Annotated in this window: 15 protein-coding genes and 2 pseudogenes; 2 read left to right on the forward strand and 15 right to left on the reverse strand. The window is 60.3% G+C overall.

The annotated features are described in order from the left end of the window. Positions 1-16: 16 nt before the first annotated feature. The 6 genes and pseudogenes from D7I43_RS12875 to D7I43_RS12900 form a co-directional block, all read right to left on the reverse strand. On the reverse strand, positions 17-1033 hold the full coding sequence (locus tag D7I43_RS12875) for a branched-chain amino acid ABC transporter permease (protein ID WP_120328713.1): 1017 nt from the start codon (positions 1031-1033) through the stop codon (positions 17-19). Beyond that, positions 1030-1911, reverse strand: a complete 882-nt coding sequence (locus D7I43_RS12880) for a branched-chain amino acid ABC transporter permease (protein ID WP_120328714.1) — start codon at positions 1909-1911, stop codon at positions 1030-1032. The genes D7I43_RS12875 and D7I43_RS12880 overlap by 4 nt, the downstream gene beginning before the upstream one ends. Then, positions 1908-3158, reverse strand: coding sequence for an ABC transporter substrate-binding protein (locus tag D7I43_RS12885; protein WP_120328715.1), 1251 nt, complete (start codon positions 3156-3158; stop codon positions 1908-1910). The genes D7I43_RS12880 and D7I43_RS12885 overlap by 4 nt, the downstream gene beginning before the upstream one ends. A gap of 45 nt (positions 3159-3203) precedes the next feature. Next, positions 3204-3896 (reverse strand): ABC transporter ATP-binding protein, encoded by a 693-nt coding sequence (locus tag D7I43_RS12890; protein WP_120328716.1) that lies wholly within the window; start codon positions 3894-3896, stop codon positions 3204-3206. Continuing rightward, positions 3883-4644, reverse strand: a complete 762-nt coding sequence (locus D7I43_RS12895; RefSeq protein ID WP_120328717.1) for an ABC transporter ATP-binding protein — start codon at positions 4642-4644, stop codon at positions 3883-3885. The genes D7I43_RS12890 and D7I43_RS12895 overlap by 14 nt, the downstream gene beginning before the upstream one ends. A gap of 251 nt (positions 4645-4895) precedes the next feature. Continuing rightward, positions 4896-5633: pseudogene (locus D7I43_RS12900) on the reverse strand (aminotransferase class V-fold PLP-dependent enzyme); the annotation flags it as partial. 42 nt (positions 5634-5675) lie between these two features. Here D7I43_RS12900 and D7I43_RS12905 point away from each other — a divergent pair. Both D7I43_RS12905 and D7I43_RS12910 read left to right on the forward strand, forming a co-directional pair. Next, the gene (locus D7I43_RS12905; protein ID WP_120328718.1) at positions 5676-6446 is read left to right on the forward strand and encodes a tyrosine-type recombinase/integrase; all 771 of its coding nucleotides are present in this window, start codon (positions 5676-5678) and stop codon (positions 6444-6446) included. Positions 6447-6620: 174 nt separating this feature from the next. Beyond that, complete coding sequence (locus D7I43_RS12910) at positions 6621-6896, forward strand: hypothetical protein (protein ID WP_120328719.1); 276 nt, start codon at positions 6621-6623, stop codon at positions 6894-6896. A gap of 227 nt (positions 6897-7123) precedes the next feature. Here D7I43_RS12910 and D7I43_RS12915 read toward each other — a convergent pair whose 3' ends face one another. The 9 genes and pseudogenes from D7I43_RS12915 to D7I43_RS12935 form a co-directional block, all read right to left on the reverse strand. Then, a complete protein-coding gene (locus D7I43_RS12915) occupies positions 7124-7357 on the reverse strand; it encodes a winged helix-turn-helix domain-containing protein (RefSeq protein ID WP_120328720.1) in 234 nt (77 codons plus the stop codon). Between the two features lie 844 nt (positions 7358-8201). Continuing rightward, positions 8202-9167, reverse strand: a complete 966-nt coding sequence (locus D7I43_RS12920; protein WP_120328721.1) for a phage major capsid protein — start codon at positions 9165-9167, stop codon at positions 8202-8204. A 465-nt stretch (positions 9168-9632) separates the two neighbouring features. Next, positions 9633-10064, reverse strand: a complete 432-nt coding sequence (locus tag D7I43_RS32470) for a phage terminase small subunit (RefSeq protein ID WP_147427244.1) — start codon at positions 10062-10064, stop codon at positions 9633-9635. A 521-nt stretch (positions 10065-10585) separates the two neighbouring features. Continuing rightward, the gene (locus D7I43_RS32475) at positions 10586-10984 is read right to left on the reverse strand and encodes a hypothetical protein (RefSeq protein WP_147427245.1); all 399 of its coding nucleotides are present in this window, start codon (positions 10982-10984) and stop codon (positions 10586-10588) included. Positions 10985-12799: 1815 nt separating this feature from the next. Further along, the gene (locus D7I43_RS12925; RefSeq protein WP_158610096.1) at positions 12800-13807 is read right to left on the reverse strand and encodes an AAA family ATPase; all 1008 of its coding nucleotides are present in this window, start codon (positions 13805-13807) and stop codon (positions 12800-12802) included. After that, positions 13800-14264: a zinc finger domain-containing protein gene (locus D7I43_RS34355; protein ID WP_420870199.1), complete on the reverse strand. Its 465-nt coding sequence runs from the start codon at positions 14262-14264 to the stop codon at positions 13800-13802. The genes D7I43_RS12925 and D7I43_RS34355 overlap by 8 nt, the downstream gene beginning before the upstream one ends. Before the next feature lie 15 nt (positions 14265-14279). Then, positions 14280-14498: a hypothetical protein gene (locus tag D7I43_RS32480; RefSeq protein WP_147427246.1), complete on the reverse strand. Its 219-nt coding sequence runs from the start codon at positions 14496-14498 to the stop codon at positions 14280-14282. A gap of 738 nt (positions 14499-15236) precedes the next feature. Next, positions 15237-15584, reverse strand: a pseudogene (locus tag D7I43_RS12930) (aminotransferase class V-fold PLP-dependent enzyme); the annotation flags it as partial. 107 nt (positions 15585-15691) lie between these two features. Next, positions 15692-16450 (reverse strand): TetR/AcrR family transcriptional regulator, encoded by a 759-nt coding sequence (locus D7I43_RS12935; RefSeq protein WP_120328723.1) that lies wholly within the window; start codon positions 16448-16450, stop codon positions 15692-15694. Positions 16451-16586 lie beyond the last annotated feature (136 nt).

Below are 16586 nucleotides of genomic sequence, written 5' to 3' on the forward strand. Positions count from 1 at the left end.
CCGACCGCCGCCAACCTCACCGTTTCCGGGACGTCCACCAGCGTCGGGCCAGCGCCTCGGCGCTGCCCCAGATGCCACGCCGGAACAGCAGCACGACGAGGACGAAGATCCCGCCGGTGACCAGGCCGATCGCCTCGAAGTTCGAGAACGACAGCCAGTCCTCCAGGCGTACGACGAGGGCCGCGCCGAGCACCCCGCCCCAGAGCGTGCCGATCCCGCCGAGCACCACGACGACGACGGCCTTGCCGGACGTGGTCCAGTGCAGCACGTCGAGGGAGACGAAGCGGTGCCCCACGGCGAACAGCCCGCCGCCGAGCCCGGCGATGAACCCGGACAGCACGAACGCGGTGAGCTTGTAGCGGTGGACCGGGTAGCCGAGCGCCCGGGCCCGCGCCGGGTTGTCGCGGATGCCGACGAGCACCCGCCCGAACGGCGAGTGCACGATCCGCCAGGCGGCGGCGAGGCCGAGCAGCACGATCGGCAGCATCGCGTAGTAGAAGTAGTAGTCGTCGGAGAGGTCCAGGCCGAAGAGGGACCGCGGCACGCCCTGCAGGCCGTTCTCGCCGCGGGTGACCGAGCGCCACTCGTTGGCCACGTAGTAGACCATCTGCGCGAACGCCAGCGTGACCATGGCGAAGTAGATGCCGGTGCGCTTCACGGCCAGGTAGCCGATCGGCACGGCGAGCACCGCGGCGGCGAGCGCCCCGGCCAGGACGGCCGCCGGGAACGGCAGGCCGGCGTGGATCGCGACGAGCCCGGTGACGTACGCCGAGGCGCCCCAGAAGGCGGCGTGGCCGAAGGACATCAGCCCGGTGAAGCCGAGCAGCAGGTCCACGGCGACGGCGAAGAGCGCCCAGCAGAGGATGTCCACGGCCACCGCCGGGTAGAGCCCGTTGGGCAGCCAGAGCGCGGCGATCAGGCCGGCGGCGAGCAGCGCGTACCGGACCCAGCCGGGCGCGCGGGCCACGGTGAGCAGGCCGGACGGCGGTGCCGGGCGGGTGGCGTCGGCCGGGGTGTCGACGGTGCTGGTCATGCCGGTGCCTCCTCACGGCCGAAGAGCCCGGCCGGGCGCCAGAGCAGCACGACGGCCATCACGACGAACACGACGGTCTGGGACACGATCGGAAAGTCCGAGAGGTACGCCTCGCCCCAGGCCTGCACGAGGCCGATGCCGAACCCGGCGGCCACCGAGCCGAAGATCGAGCCGAGCCCGCCGATGACGACCACCGCGAACACCACGATGATGAGGTCGGCGCCCATGAGCGGGTTGACGGCGCGCATGGGGGCGGCCAGCACCCCGGCCAGGCCGGCCAGGCCGATGCCGAAGCCGAAGACCGGGGTGACCCAGCGGCCCACGTTGATGCCGAACGCCCGGGTGAGTTCGGGCCGCTCGGTGGCGGCCCGCACCACCATGCCGAGCCGGGTGTGGCTGAGCAGCCACCACACCGCGACGCAGACCAGCACGGCGAAGCCGAGGATGAAGACCCGGTACGTCGGGAAGTCGAACAGCCCGAGGTTCACCGAGCCGCCGAGGGCCGACGGGGTGGCGTACGGGCTGGACTGGACGCCGTACCGCAGCTTCACGAGGTCCTGGAGGATGAGCGTCAGCCCGAACGTGAGCAGGAAGTTGTAGAGCGGGTCGAGCCGGGTGAGCCGGTGGATGAACGCCCGTTCCAGCGCCATGCCGAGCAGCCCCAGGCCGACCGGCACGATGACCAGCGCCGCCCAGAACGGCACGCCCGCCTCGGTGAGCAGGACGTACGCGCCGAACGCGCCGAGCATGTAGAAGGCGCCGTGGGCGAAGTTGACCACCCGCAGCATGCCGAAGATGACGGCGAGCCCGAGGGCGAGCAGGGCGTAGAACGCCCCGCTCACCAACCCGTTGAACGTGTTCTGCAGGAAGCCTGTCACAGCGTGCAGTCCGGGGACGGGGCGGCGAACGCCTCCGCCGCCGGGATGGTCTCGAGCACCTTCACGTAGTCCCACGGCTCGGTGACCTCGGACTGCGGCTTCACCTGGGCGAGGTACGCGTCGTGGATGACCCGGTGGTCCTCGGCGCGGATCTTGCCGTTGCGCAGGAAGACGTCGTTGACCTCCTTGCCCTCCAGTCCCTTGACGATCGTGTCCGCGTCGTCGGTGCCGGCGGCCTGCACGGCCTCCAGGTACTGCAGGGCGGCCGAGTAGTTGGCCGCGTGCGCGAACGACGGCCGGGTGCCGGTCTCGGACTGGAAGCGGTCGGCGAACGCCCGGTTCTGCTCGTCGAAGTTCCAGTACCACGCGTCGGTGTAGGTCGTGCCGGCCAGCGCGGCGGGGGTGAGCGAGTGGATGTCGGTGATGAACATGAGGCCGACGGCGAGGCCGACGCCCTTGTCCCGCAGCTTGAACTCGTTGTACTGCTTCACCACGTTCACCAGCTCGGCGCCGGCCTGCATGGTGCCGAGCACGTCCGGCTTCGGGTTCAGCGTGGGGGCCTTGAGCAGGAACGTGGAGAAGTCGCCGCTGGTGTTGGGGAACGGCGCCCCGTCCTTGCCGACGACCTTCCCGCCGGCGGCCGTGATGGCCGCGGAGAAGCTCTTCTCCATGTCCTGGCCGAAGGCGTAGTTCGGGTACAGGATGTACCAGTTCTTCCCCACCTGCTCGGTGGTCACCGTGCCCGTGCCGTTGGCCAGCATGTACGTGTCGTACGCGTAGTGGAACGTGTACTTGTTGCAGCTCTTGCCGGTCAGGTCGGTGGTGGCGGCGCCGATGTTGAAGTAGAGCTTCTTCTTCTCCTTGGCCACGTCGGCCACCTTGAGCGCCGCCGACGAGGTGGGCACGTCGAGGATGAGGTCGACGCCCTTGCGGTCGTACATCTCGGCGGCCTTGGTGTTGGCGATGTCGGGCTTGTTCTGGTGGTCGGCGGTCTCCACGGTGATGTTCTTCGTCACCGCCCTGTCGCCGTACTTCGCCTTGAAGTCGGCCACGGCCATCTCCACGGCCGTGACCGAGTTCCGGCCGGACAGCTCGGAGTACGCCCCGGACTGGTCGTTGAGCACGCCCAGCACGATCTTGTCGCCGGTCAGCTTCTGGTCCCCGCCCGACTGGGGCCCGCCGCCACCGCAGCCGGCGGCGAACACCACCACGGCCGACGCCGCGGCCACACCCACGGTCCTACGCATGCCATTCCCTCCATCCGCGCACCGTCGCGCGGTCAGCAGCCGTCATCAGATCCCGAGGTACGACAGCAGTTCGCGCTCCCGGGAGCGCACCTCGGAGTTGTCCATCGCCTCCACGACGCGTCCCTCGGCCAGCAGGTAGTGCCGGTCGGCGACGCCGGTGGCGAAGTGCAGGTTCTGTTCGACCAGCAGCACGGTGACCCCGTGCCGCTTGGCCTCGTGCAGCAGGTCGGCGACCTGCTGCACGAGCAGTGGGGAGAGCCCCTCGGTCGGTTCGTCGCAGAGCAGCAGCCGGGCGCCCATGCGCAGCACCCGCGCCAGGGCGAGCATCTGCTGCTCACCGCCGGACAGGGTGGTGGCCGGCGAGTCGCGCCGGGCGTACAGGGCGGGGAACGCCTCGTACACCCGCTCCAGCGACCACGGGTCGGGCCCGACGGTCGGCGGCAGCGTGAGGTTCTCGGCGACGCTCAGCGTCGCGTAGCTGCCCCGGTCGTCGGGCACCCAGCCGAGCCCGAGCCGGGCCCGGCGGTGCGCCGGCAGCCGGCCGATGTCCCGCCCGTCCAGCTCCACCGTGCCGCGCTGGCCGGCGTGCAGCCCCATGACGCACCGCAGGAGGGTGGACTTGCCGGCGCCGTTGCGGCCGACCAGGGTGACGACCTCGCCGGCGGCGACGTCGAGGCTGACGTCCCGCAGCACCTGCGCCTCCCCGTACCAGGCGGACAGGCTGTCAACGCGCAGCATCGGCGGCTCCCAGGTAGGCGGTGATCACGCGCTCGTCCGCGCGGACCTCGTCGTACGGGCCCTCGACGAGGACCTTGCCGGCCTGGAGCACGGTGACGGTGTCGGCGAGGCGGCCGACGACGCTCATGTTGTGCTCGACCATGACGACGGTGCGGCCCTGACGTACGCGGGCGATGAGTTCGACGGTGCGGTCGACGTCCTCCAGGCCCATGCCGGCGGTCGGCTCGTCGAGCAGCAGCACCTTCGGGTCCAGGGCGAGCGCGATGGCGAGTTCGAGGGCCCGCTTGCGTCCGTACGCCAGCGCCTCGGAGGGGGCGTGGGCGAGGTCGGCGAGCCCGACCATGTCGAGCAGCTCGGCCGCGCGGTCGTGGTAGCGGCGCATCAGCTTCGCCGAGCGCCAGAACCGCCAGCCCAGCCCGCTCGGCGACTGCAACGCCAACTCGACGTGCTCCTGCGCCGTGAGCTGCGGGAAGAGGCTGGTGATCTGGAAGGAGCGGGCGACGCCGAGGCGGGCCACCCGCTCCGGCGGCAGCCCGGTGACGTCCCGCCCGGCCAGCTCGATCCGCCCACCGGTGGGCCGCAGGAAGCCGGTGAGCAGGTTGAACAGCGTGGTCTTGCCGGCGCCGTTGGGGCCCACGAGCGCGTGGACGCTCTCCGGCGCGACGTCGAGGTCGACGCCGTCCACCGCCCGGAAGCCCCGGAAGTCGCGGGTCAGCCCGCGAGCCGACAGGAGCGCTTGCCCGGCCATCGCCATGTCCTCCGCCGTCTGAAGGCGACGACCGGATGGGTGACCGTGGTCACATGGCCGTCGCGTTCAGGAAACGTACGGCGGGGCCGGCGAGTCGAGCCATGTCGATGCCCCACGCATTCCCATGCATCGAAGCGTGATCCCGCACCACACCCTGCGGGGCGGGACGCCCACCGCGGGCCTCCGCCCGGGTGGGCCATCCACATCGATGAGTCGCCTCCGCGGGTGCGGCACGCACGCGGCGGGCCCGCTCAGCTCGTCAGCGCGTCCAGGGCGAGGTCGACGTCCTCCTGCGTGGAGTAGAGGTGGAACGAGGCGCGCACCCGACCGGCCCGCACCGCGGCCCGCACGCCCGCCCGTTCCACCTTCTCCTGCGCGCCGGGCACCTCGACGGTCACGATGGCGCTCTCCCCCGGCGGCTGGCCGAGCCCGGTGAGGAGCCGGTTGGCCAGCGCCACGTCGTGGTCGCGGATGGCCGGCAGGCCCACGTCGAGGAGCACGTCGAGCGCGGGCGCCATGCCGACCCAGCAGAACCAGGCCGGCGAGATGTCGAAACGGCGGGCCTCGTCGGCCAGCCGCAGCGGCGGGCCGTAGTAGGAGGCGTGCGGGTCGCGGCCCGCGTACCAGCCGGCGGCGTCCGGGCGCAGCCGCTCCCGAAGCTCGGGGGCCAGGTAGGCCAGCGCCGCGCCACGCGGACCCATCAACCACTTGTACGCCGAGACGACCACCGCGTCGGCAAGGGAGGCGTCGAACGGCAGCCAGCCGGCGGCCTGGGTGGCGTCCACCACGACCAGCGCGCCGTGCGCCCGGGCCGCGGCCACGACCTCGTCGTACGGGGCGAGTGCGCCGTCGGCGGACTGCACGAGGCTGAACGCGACCAGGTCGGTGCCGGCGTCGATGGCGTCGACGAGGCGCGCGAGCGGCACGGTGCGCACGCGCACGCCGCGCCCGGCCTGCGCCAGCCACGGGAAGAGGTTGGAGGTGAACTCCTAGCCCAAATTAAGGGCCAAAACCAATGGGAAGGAGTTGCCATGAAAGAAGAGGACCAGGAAAACAGGACATGTCTTGAAGTAGCTCTAGAACGGCTAGAAGAACGTTCTATCAAAGACTCTACCTACAAGAGTTACCTAAAGACTCTCCGGATTCTGGACCTAGAAGACTTTCCCTACAAAAAGTTGACCGCCCGGATTCTTAACCAACGGCTGTCCCGCGTGCTGACTGACAGCACCAGAAGGAAGCACGCAATCAACCTGCGTGCCGCGCTCGGAGTCAAAATCCCGGTAGCGAAAGCTCGGCAGAAAGAGTACGACCTGCCGAGCGTGCAAGAACTTCATCAGACCTTCGAAGATTCGGTTTACAGGATTCATGCCTTCACCATGCTGTATGCGGGTGCGAGGATCAGTGAAGCCCTGGTCAAGCAACCATGCAAGGGCAACGTGATTACCTTTGACCGACAAAGAGCCGATAAGACGTATGAGGTCATATCCCCGAAAACCTCTGGTCCGGTAGTTGTTCCCTCCTGGTTTGCGGCTGAATATGCCGCCACCCCAGCCAAGGATTTTGAGAAGGGACATCCGACAGTCTATAAGGGTATCCGGCGTAGGACTCTCAAAATGCTAGGCGTAGAAATGAATCCTCACCAACTACGCCACCGGTTCGCAATGGCGTTGGTGGAAATGGGAGCATCCCCGAGAGTCCTGCAAGCTCAAATGAGACACCATCACGTCAACGTGTCCCTTCAGTATTACGTGAGCCACAGGCAGCAGGACATCTCAGGCTTCATGGAAAGGATGGGGAACTGATGGCCCGGCATCATGTCGTCAGAATCAACCGTCCCATGTTGGAAGCCCTAAAGAAACTCATCCGGTCCAACGTCTGCCCGGTCTGCAATATCCGGTTGTACGAACACTCTTCGGTAACTCTCGACAGCAACGGCAAAGTTGTCGGATGCAGCATCCAGGAAGGGAACTAGTCCCGTGGCCATCAAGTGCAACACTCACAACCAGACCATTACCGGCTACGAGGTACGTACTCAGTTCACCGAAATCAACGGTCGGATGATGCGGGTTGTCGAGTCATACGTCTTTGACTGTGGCTGCCTCTTCGATGCCGCCAGCATCGATGCTGAAACGGTTGTAGGCCAGGACGTGACGAACGATGGTACGTATCTGGTGGAACTCACCATCCGGGATATGACCGGAGAGCCCATCATGTCATGGGTGGAGAGTCGATATGCTACCAACGTGTATTAGCGTTTAGCTCCATGAGAAGGCCCGGCATAGTTCCGGGCCTTTCTCTTTGCCTAGGTCACGATAGAAAGACTTTGCCCATAAACAGGGGTTTGGTGCCTGGGACACTCTCCCGGCTTTTTTTGTGGCTTCTCACACTAAGAGAAAGCCCGGACGGTTATGTCCGGGCAATCCCTTCTCCCTGGGATCGTCGCAGGAACACCCAAAGGGACCCTTCCCAAAGAGAAAATCTATTCGTCAGGCATCTTGCCGGTAATGAAGTAACCGACACCTTGCCGACCTTCTACGATGCCAGCAACCATCAAATGCTCTAGAGCACGGCGAACCGTACCGGTAGAACAATCGAACTGTTCCGTTAGCTCAGGCAGGGAAGGCAGCTTGTCACCGGCTTTCAGTTGACCGGTTTTCACGCTCTGCCGTATTGAGTTGATGATTACCCGGTAAGCGGGTACGTAGCCGGTCATAGCCCGATTAGATCACTCCTATTCCTATCCCTGTCCGCTATGTCGGTTCTGCTGACACTGCTCACTCTGTCAACACTGCTACTAGAGTGTGCCCCGTCAGGCACAGCACCACACGGGAGGGTGATCTTGTGAGGCACAGGCAGCCAGAGCAACCAGGGAGGCTCGCACGCCTCCTACAGAGGCTCAGGAAGCGGTCTGAGAGGCCCGTAGAGATGCTAGGGCCGGCAACCTGCTACCCGGCTAGGGCAGGAGCGTGGGTCAGTGTCGAGCACGCCAGGAGGCAGACACAGCACCAGGAGGCAGACCAGACCGTGATCCTGGATCGGCCCTTGTTCACACGGGCCGGCGCGTGGAGAGCTTCACACGCTCTGCGGAACAGGGGAGCGAACTACCGATGACCGATGACAGGTCGTACTCCACAGACGACATTCCCCTAGTCGTTGTAGCCAATCCTCCAAAGACATTCCTTCTTCACCATGAGGGAGAAACCCTGGGATGGTTGTTCGTCATGGAATCAGGGACGGTAGCCGTCCGGTCGGATGGGGCGGAAATTTTCCGCTGTGACTCCCTAGACGATTTCCAGAGGATCGCTCCAATGATCGGAGCGGATATCGCACAGGTAGTCTCCCTCTAGAGACAAAAAAAGACCCTCTCTCCGAGAACCTGAGGATTTGAACCTGGGATAAGCCCGGAATCCTTTGGAACTTAGAGAGAGGGTCTTTTTTGTTTACCTTCTAACGCTAGGAGAAGCGTTGGTTAGCAAGCCTGCGGCTTTAGAAACCGCTACGCGGTTTAGCAGACTCGAAGAGTCTTAGAAGCCCAGAGGGCTTAGCAAGCCTACGGCTTAGCTAGCTGCGGTTCCCTCGTTAAGAACGAGAGCGAACGGACTACGAGCACTAGTGGTGTTTAGCTGCGTCTGAGGGTTAGCGATTGCGAATCCAACACGCATAACAACACGCATGATCTTAGAGTCCTGCTGCATTGCGTTAAACACAACATTTCCAGACTCATCCGAGATAACCGCGTCGGTGTGGATAGTCGCGGTGATGTCCTGGCGGACACCAAACAGAGCCTTATCCCAGTCACCAGCAATTACCGACACGTCGTTATTCCATGCACCGTTACGGCTTTCAACAGCCGGTAGGTTGTAGATGGTCTCCGCAGGCATCCCATCGGTTCCCGCTAGCTGCTGGAATACCGGAGAGCCGTTCAGGTCACGCTGTCCTAGAAGTTCCCAACGTAGGCCAGGACGAACGGCAAAGCCTGAGACGCTGAAACCGTCAGAAGAAACAAGCTTTGCAGCGTTAGCGATATCCACGCCGTAATCCGGCGCATCAGAAGCCGGACGGTCAACATAGTTTCCGGCTGCAACGGCCGACCCATAAACAGAATCGGTCCATGAAGCGGGAGCGTTTAGACCCCATAGCGCGGCATCATCCAGCTTGCGACCAAAAGCTTCGGCAATGAGAGTCTTACACTCAGACCAAATTGGCACTCCCGAGTCATCAATAAACTCATCGGGAACAACAACGAGGGTTGCCATTGCCTCAGCAACCAGCGTGGTGTCGCCAAACTTGACGGTAGTATGGCCCTTAAGGCCCGTGTCACCGTTAACCCAGTACGCGGTCGGAAGACCTGAGATAACCGGCTGACGGTAGCTCTTGCTTCCCATGTTGATACGCCTTGCAAGGCGTGCCACTACGGAAGTGTTGGCGGTCGCCTTAACTACGTCTGACGCTACCTGCTCCGGTAGCTCGATTGCCTCGTTTTCACTACGAGAAATAATCTGTGAATCGTTTAGATATGCCATTACATATCTCCATTCTTTGAGAAATCGAATAAACACAAAACACGGGCACGTATAACCCGCGCCGATTTCTCACCAGGAGATTTCTCTACGGCGATTCTTCAAGAATCAGAGAGAACATGTTTTTGCCCTAGGACTCCCAGGAAACCGGAGGATCAGAAGGGTTGTTAGGAGTCCCGTATCGGGGGCATAAAAAAGGCAGGTTCCAGACCTGCCGTATCCCTCTCGACGGTAAGGAGAGGGAAGTCTAATTAATGGAAATAAGGGATTTCCATTCCAAATCATCAGGGTCAAGAAAAACGTCATCAGTTTCCGCGACTTGCACGCTCGAAACACCATCGAGCAGACCAGCCGCTCTGGCTCTCTTTAGCTGAGACTGGAGCGTGTCTACGTAAGAGTTTTCGTCAGCGATGAGGACCATGCTTACGAGAATCCCGGAATCAGCGTCACGAAAGGCTACGTATTTCATTAGTCATCCTCCATGAGTGCCTCGTAGTTCACGGGAGAGATAGCAGCCTCAGGGGTAGAAGGTTCCTGAGACTCAACAAACTTAATACGTCGTACCAGACGGTCAAAGTACGTTGCGCCGTAGCTGGCTTCACACTTTCTGATCTCTGCGTGAATAGCGACCTTGGATGACGGTTTAACGTCAGGGGACCAGAAAAGACCTACCAAAACCGCCACATTCTGAAGATGGAACCAGTCTGAAGGCTCAAGGATTGCGGCGATTTCTGAGCGTCGCCACATGTCATACCAGTCTCTAGCCTGCTGGTTCCATTCCTGGCAATCCGGTAGCTCAGGACCAACCATAGTCCCGTCTCTACGAGCTAAGAACGTGGTTTCAAATGCCGGCTTTCTGTGTGCATTGCCGGTGTCTTTTGCAGGTCTGGTCAGAGCCATATGGTTTCACCTCCTTTTTGTTGTGCATATTTATGCAGGAATCCCGTATGGGGCTGAATATCAAAAAACTTTCTAGACCGGGGGCATGGGGAATTCCAGCCCCTGTACCGGTCTACCCCAAATGATCATCGGGTATACCCCCTACCCCCTTCAAGATCACTGCATAATTATGCATTCGTACATTCAGGCAAGATCATCCATCGATCGCACGCATAAACAAATCCTTCTGAATCAGATCAGCACCAAAGAAGGTGCAACGATGGATGACGAAAGAATGCAACGAAAGAATAAGCACAGACAGACAGGCAAGAAATCCTGTGCATGTAAATCCATGATGGTTGTCTGTGCTACATGTCTGCTAATTCCTGCTGAGATAGTGTCAGACAGCCTAGAACCGCAAAGGGTGGACAGAGGTACCAACACGCTGTGATCTTGGCTCAGCGCGGCTCTGAGGCCGTTTGCTGTGGCAGGCTGCGTCCTGGTGGAGTCGGGACACCAGGAGGGCTGGGGGGTGCCTCCCTTTAGCTAATGATGTATGTTTTATACGACGAAATGTTGATCTGTCTTGCATAGGCTTTGTAGACGTCTAGAGACAGACCGACAAATCTGGATTCTGTCATCTTGACCGCAGCGCGGTTGGCGAGGTCTAAAAGCTGGCAGTATGCCCATTCCCATTCCGGAATGCCTGACTGCAATTCTGCCGGCAGGCGAGGATCAACAGCCGTTGGGTTGGCATCGAAACTCTGGGAAAGCCAGATGGCCTCGCAACCATCTTCGGTATAGACATACCGGTACATGGTCCCCTTGACATTATCGGTGTGCCCAATCTCAACAATTGTGTTTCCGAGATCGACAAGGTAAAGCACCTGATATCTCTCGTCTCTTTCCGAGAATAGAGACAGGTCTACTCGCTCTCTCATGGTGTTGTCTCCTTGGGGGTGTCGGATCAGACCGACTCAAGATGAGTCGTATTTAAGTAAAAGGGAGCGTCAGCGAAATAGCCCCATAACTCCGACGCTCCCAGCTAGATGCGACCGGTCACGGTCGGCTTAGGAAGGGTAATGGGAAAAGTCTGAGAAACGGAAAGGGGCCGGCCATGGAAAGAACCGGCCCTATCCCTGATCTTCTTGCAGGATTGGCAACACCAGACGACACGGAAAGGATGCATGGCCCAGCAGGCTCGAAGAGCCTTAGAAGCCCAGAGGGCTTAGTTACCATCCCCATCCGTTGGGCACTACTCCAACGGAAGGCATTAATCCGTGGGATGTATCAACCCGACGGAAAATTGGGAAGGGCAATCTGAGACTGCCCTTGAAACAAGAGAACATCGAAGATGGATATTGGTAGCTTCTCTTAAAACCCTGCCATTCGGCAGGGAAGCCCATAGGGTCTGCCATTCGGCAGGGAAGACTATGTTTTTGATGGGCTAGGAAGCAGGGCCGGCAACCAATCCGGCCCGCCTCATGAACTAGCCAACGAACAGAAAGCACGGGAACCAACCATGCCTCTACCTATATAAGACTCGACTATCGGCCGTTTCCGGCCGGTACGGCAAAGAAAGTTCAAACTTTTTTCCAGCCGTCGCACACGCGGTGTGCTCCTAGTACCGGTCAAAGATTTGGGGACAACCCAGGGGAAGCAGGGCTTCCCTATACCGGTCAAGAATGAGGGACGATACGGAACGGGCGTAGCCCTGAAGTATCGGTCAAGAATGAAAGACCTAGACCCCTGCGAAATCCTGACAAGGATTGAGCATAATTATCTAGCAATTCTTATCTTAGATAATCGTCCAGGGTGGGGGGTTGGGAATGCCGCTACCCCAACCCCCCGACAATACGAAGGGGGTTTTGAGTGCATCAGGAAATCCATCATCACTCTATTATTAATATCCTAGAACCGAAATAGGAGAGATGTAACCCGATGGGTTAGTCAAGCTCTCCCGCCATGCGGCGGATAGCTGGGATTGATACGTAATCCTCATAGGTACGGCAACCGCAATTCGTGGTTGCCTTGCCATAGTATATTAGCTTCATTTCGCGGGCGAAAATCTGCCCGCAACGGCACTTGAAGAGCCCAACACGGTTTGTTCCTGATGAGGAACCATTCTTGTGCTTCTTCGAAAATTCAAGCACAAAGATTGCATCATCAAACCTGGTTCCCGGCGTCGGCCGGGGCAGGATTCTTCTAGTTCTAGTTTCGGTATTAGTAGACATGGGTTTACTCCTATAGCCAAGAATCGAAGGGAACACGGCAGAACAATAAAGCCGTGTTCCATCCCCTCCCCTGTAAGGGAGGATTACCGGCGAAACCATTAGTGAAGCCGGTAGGAAGAGGCAGGCGTGTAGCCTGCATAACGTAAGTTAGCCTGCGCCGTGGGGCGCACTTTCCCCTAAAAGGATCTAGGTATTCTTACCGGCAGGAATGGATGGGAATGCCGGTAAGAAAAAGTAGGTAGATAGACCCTGCGCCACCGGGCGCACTATTAACCATAACTATTAACCATAACTATCTATCATCTTTATACCGTAATTTAAGCTATGGATTAAGTTAGTTACCTCGCCCGTAAGGCGAGGGATTAAGGAAGGTCGGGGTTTCAATAACCACCCCTCCCTTCCTTCGCCGAATATCTGCACAGCCGGAGGGCTGTGCCTATCAGAGTACTAATGGGGATGGTGATGATATCGACCGTAGGGAGATATATAGGAAGGGGGTCATCATCATCAACATCATCAACTCTACTCAGAGTCTTTCCTGTACCACTTGCCGTTACCGGCGTAGTGAACCCCATAGCCACCATCACCAAGTCGCTGTCTGATGGTTACTTCAGTCTGGTCAAGGTTTAGAGCTGTCTTCACCATCCGAGCAACCTCAGACTTGTTAGAAACTCCCTGACCATTAGCTAGAACCCAATCCCTTACCATGTCTCTAGTCGCTTCAAAATCCCTCTTCTTCTTCTCGGATTTCTTCTCATCCTTCTTCTCAGGCTTACCGGCAACCGGCTTCTCAGCCGGAGTAAACCCGTAATCTCGGTTGCTCCAATATTCCCAGTCCGTATGCCCCTGTCCCTTGCCAGTAAAGGCGAGGGTTTCTAGGTCTTTGCCACAACGCCACACATGCACGCTCCAACGTGTTCTGGCCGTGAGAGCGAAGCTAGCTGCCGGAGTCTTACCCTTCTCGCCACCAGGTGCGAACTTATCGGAGGAATGCGCAACAACGATTACCGGAATGCCGTAAAGGGTGAAGGGTCTAACAGCAGCATTCCACCAATCATTTACATCTTGAGTGTAGTTAGGATTTCCTTCAATAAGAGAAATGAAGTTGTCTAACACGACTAGATTACAGCCGTCAGAAATAACCCTGTCAGCAACGACCTGCCACTGTTCCGGGGTAAACGGCATACCAGGGTAGGTGAGTACGCTTGTATGGTGCTTTGATTCCAAGCCCATCGCTGCCATATCCCTGACTACTTCTCGTTCCGCTCCACCATCCGAGAGGATGAAACTTACCCGCCATTCCCTGTCGTGGTGGATTGGCTGTCCCATGAATTCGGAATCACCAGACACAAGAGCCTTAACCATCCCGCAAACCCAAACACTCTTACCGTGTTTCGGCTGTCCGTAGACAACCGTAGAAACGTTGTGGAGGATTCCGGGGATGATGAATGGTGGCTTCTGTAGATCCTCGCCATATTCATTCACCAAATCTGCCAGACTTCTAGGTCTGAAGAATTCAAGATCAGTCATGCGCGTAAACCTCATTCCATGCGGCACCAACTCTCAGCCGGTGATATGAACCTTTGACGGTTCCTTTTCCGTTGTAGGTAACACATGGTTCACCGGGACCAGCCTTGCAAGTTGGGCACGTTGCTTTGCCTGCCGGCTTTGGTCGTAGTGGTGGCTCACCCCAGCTAACCGCCTCTGGCGGATTAACCATCCGAACAATTTCATGGCTCCTCTTACAACCGGAACCACAACCCAGCTTGTTTAGCCGATCCTGAGTGATCGTGGCCCTTACGTAATCGTCATGCAGAGAAATCTCAACCTTCCCAGCACCAGGAAAGCCCCTGGGGACAGGACAGCTAAAAAGCGCGTACGGCCCTTCCCCGTAAATCCGGAGAATCTTACGGCCCTTCATGCACTTCATAAGCTCCAGGTACGTCTGATGCACCTTCTCGCACCGGTGATTCTTGTAGAACTTCATGAGTAGTCCTTCTCCTTAGATGATGATTTCATATCCGATAACTTCATCAGCCATGATCGTTAGTAGGGGGAAATAGACTTCTTCGCCGTCTTGAACAATGGATTCAAACTCGTAACATGGAACGCCCATCTCGGCAGTAAGCCTCGACTTTTCGTTCTGGACTACTTCCACCCGAACGCCACCCCTTAGGTGGATGGCAGAAACCTTGCCTAGATAGTCAGCTGAGATGATCATTAAAACTTCTCCTTCGATTTTTGGGTAAAAAGATCCCTGGGATTCCTGTGTTCCTTGTGTGTAAAGCCCTGAAATGTCGCTACCCCTCCTGGGATACCTCCTGGGGCACGTTCGGCCGTGTACGGCGATCTGAGGCTGGTTTCTGAGGCTGCGTACGCGGGCCAGCTAGCGCGCGGTCATACCTGCAACTTAGGCACACGCTAAAGTCACGTTCGGTCTTACTGCTGTCTGTATAGCCGTACTGGTAGACGTGAAGCGTCAACCCACACTCAGGGCACGTCCTGTAAGTGTTATCAAACTTTTCAGCCATTCTCTATCACCTCCAATTCACTCTAGGAATATTGTCCTCTAAGTGAGATGTCACCTGTGGAGGGTAAAAAGAAAGGCTTAGGGCAAAGAAGGGCCACCCAATCGGGCAGCCCTTCCGGCTATTTTGCTATTCGGTTAGAATGTGTCTGCTGGTCTGTGCTCAAACCATTCCAGCGCTACAGCGCCGGCCAGGCACCCACGGATCAACCCTATCGAGGTAAACCGGCAGGCTCCATAGCCTGTGACCTGCGGTCTTGCTAGATCAACTTGTCTTCATACTGTGTGGCACACAGCATCTAGGGGTACCTGCGAGTCTTTTCGGGAGTTGTCATCAAAGAAGGAGTAGTGATCTTAGGGTTATCTATCTTCCCTGTTCAGAGCCTATATCTTGGGCTCTGGTAGTCTTCTAGGGGAAGGAGTTGCCTCTGATCTTTCGGCCTGCGCCAGCCACGGGAAGAGGTTGGAGGTGAACTCGACCTCGGGTACCACGACCGTCGCGCCGGACGGAAGCGCCGCGGCCACCGGCGCGAGAAGCTGCGACGCGGTGCTGCCGATCGCCACGTCCGCCACGGGCACGCCGCCGACCAGCCGGGCGAACGCGGCGCGGCATCGGTTTGTCGACTCGTCCCAGCCCTCCCACGAGGTCCGGCCGACCCGCCAGTCGGCCAGGGCGTCCTGCAACGCCGTCCAGGCCGGTTCGGGCGGCAGCCCGTAGCTCGCGGTGTTCAACCAGCCGGGTTCCGGCTGCCACAGCTTCTGCGCCTCGATCAGCTCCACGTCTCGACGCTAACGCCGAGGTCCGCCCCGGCTGGACTGCCAATCGGGTTCTGGCGGCCTTCCCCTCACCGGCGGCCCGCGCCGCGGTCCTCGCGTCACCCGGGCGGTCAGGAGCCGACGTGCTCCGCGGCGCGGATGGCGGCGGCGACGCCGTCGAGGATCACGTCGAGGCCGAACTCGAAGTCGGCCAGCTCCGGGTCGCTGGGCGGCGGCGCCTCGAACAGCCCGGAGGCGAAGAGCGCGGCCGCCTCGGGGAAGCGTTCGGCGTCGACGAGGCCGGCGAGGGCCCGGCCGTACGCCTGCTCCACCTGGGGCTGTTCGAGGCCGCTTCCCCGGCGCCCTTCGGCCATGTCGAGGCTGAGTTGGGAGGAGCTGCGCACGTAGCCGGAGAGCAGGGTCATGATGCCGACCTTCTGCCCCCAGTCGAGCCCGGTGCCGCGCAGCGCGCACAGGCAGGCGTCCATCCAGCTCACGGCGTTGGGCCCGCTCGGCGGGCCGCTGATCGGCACGTGCGGCAGCCAGGTGTGTCGGGCGTGCCGGGCGCGGATGCCGTACGCCCACTGGCGCAGGCCGGCGCGCCACTGCGCGGGGCCGGCGGGAACGTCCGGGGCGGGGCCGGTGGCGGCGTCGCCCATGAGCACGAGCAGCTCCTCCTTGGAGCCGACGTGCCGATAGAGCGACATCGTCGTGTAGCCCAGCTCCTTGGCCACCTTGGCCAGCGTCACGCCGGCCAGCCCATCGCGGTCGGCCAGCTCCACGGCGGCGCGGACGACCTGCTCGACGTCCAGTTCGGCGGGCCGGCCGAGCCGGGACTCGGTCGGCAGTCGCCACAACCGGGCGAGCCCGACCGGAACCTTGTCGTCCATGATCGACCTCCGCCTCCGCGCCCGATGCGGATCCCATTCTGCCCAGCGCCCCTGCGCTGCCACGCCCCGGCAGGCTTTTGTTTACGCCATATAGTTTATGCCGTATGGTTAGCGCCTCGCGCCAACGAGGGGGAGG

It is taken from the genome of Micromonospora globbae (genome assembly GCF_003610785.1).
GTDB classification, from domain to species: Bacteria; Actinomycetota; Actinomycetes; order Mycobacteriales; family Micromonosporaceae; genus Micromonospora; species Micromonospora globbae.

Excerpts from the sequence above, each read along its gene's own strand:
- D7I43_RS34355 (WP_420870199.1), bottom strand. The coding sequence starts at position 14,264 with ATGAAGTTCTACAAGAATCACCGGTGCGAGAAGGTGCATCAGACGTAC.
- D7I43_RS12920 (WP_120328721.1), bottom strand. The coding sequence starts at position 9,167 with ATGGCATATCTAAACGATTCACAGATTATTTCTCGTAGTGAAAACGAG.
- D7I43_RS32475 (WP_147427245.1), bottom strand. The coding sequence starts at position 10,984 with ATGAGAGAGCGAGTAGACCTGTCTCTATTCTCGGAAAGAGACGAGAGA.
- D7I43_RS12875 (WP_120328713.1), bottom strand. The coding sequence starts at position 1,033 with ATGACCAGCACCGTCGACACCCCGGCCGACGCCACCCGCCCGGCACCG.
- D7I43_RS12885 (WP_120328715.1), bottom strand. The coding sequence starts at position 3,158 with ATGCGTAGGACCGTGGGTGTGGCCGCGGCGTCGGCCGTGGTGGTGTTC.
- D7I43_RS32470 (WP_147427244.1), bottom strand. The coding sequence starts at position 10,064 with ATGGCTCTGACCAGACCTGCAAAAGACACCGGCAATGCACACAGAAAG.
- D7I43_RS12895 (WP_120328717.1), bottom strand. The coding sequence starts at position 4,644 with ATGGCCGGGCAAGCGCTCCTGTCGGCTCGCGGGCTGACCCGCGACTTC.
- D7I43_RS12915 (WP_120328720.1), bottom strand. The coding sequence starts at position 7,357 with ATGACCGGCTACGTACCCGCTTACCGGGTAATCATCAACTCAATACGG.
- D7I43_RS12890 (WP_120328716.1), bottom strand. The coding sequence starts at position 3,896 with ATGCTGCGCGTTGACAGCCTGTCCGCCTGGTACGGGGAGGCGCAGGTG.
- D7I43_RS12925 (WP_158610096.1), bottom strand. The coding sequence starts at position 13,807 with ATGACTGATCTTGAATTCTTCAGACCTAGAAGTCTGGCAGATTTGGTG.
- D7I43_RS32480 (WP_147427246.1), bottom strand. The coding sequence starts at position 14,498 with ATGATCATCTCAGCTGACTATCTAGGCAAGGTTTCTGCCATCCACCTA.
- D7I43_RS12905 (WP_120328718.1), top strand. The coding sequence starts at position 5,676 with ATGAAAGAAGAGGACCAGGAAAACAGGACATGTCTTGAAGTAGCTCTA.
- D7I43_RS12935 (WP_120328723.1), bottom strand. The coding sequence starts at position 16,450 with ATGGACGACAAGGTTCCGGTCGGGCTCGCCCGGTTGTGGCGACTGCCG.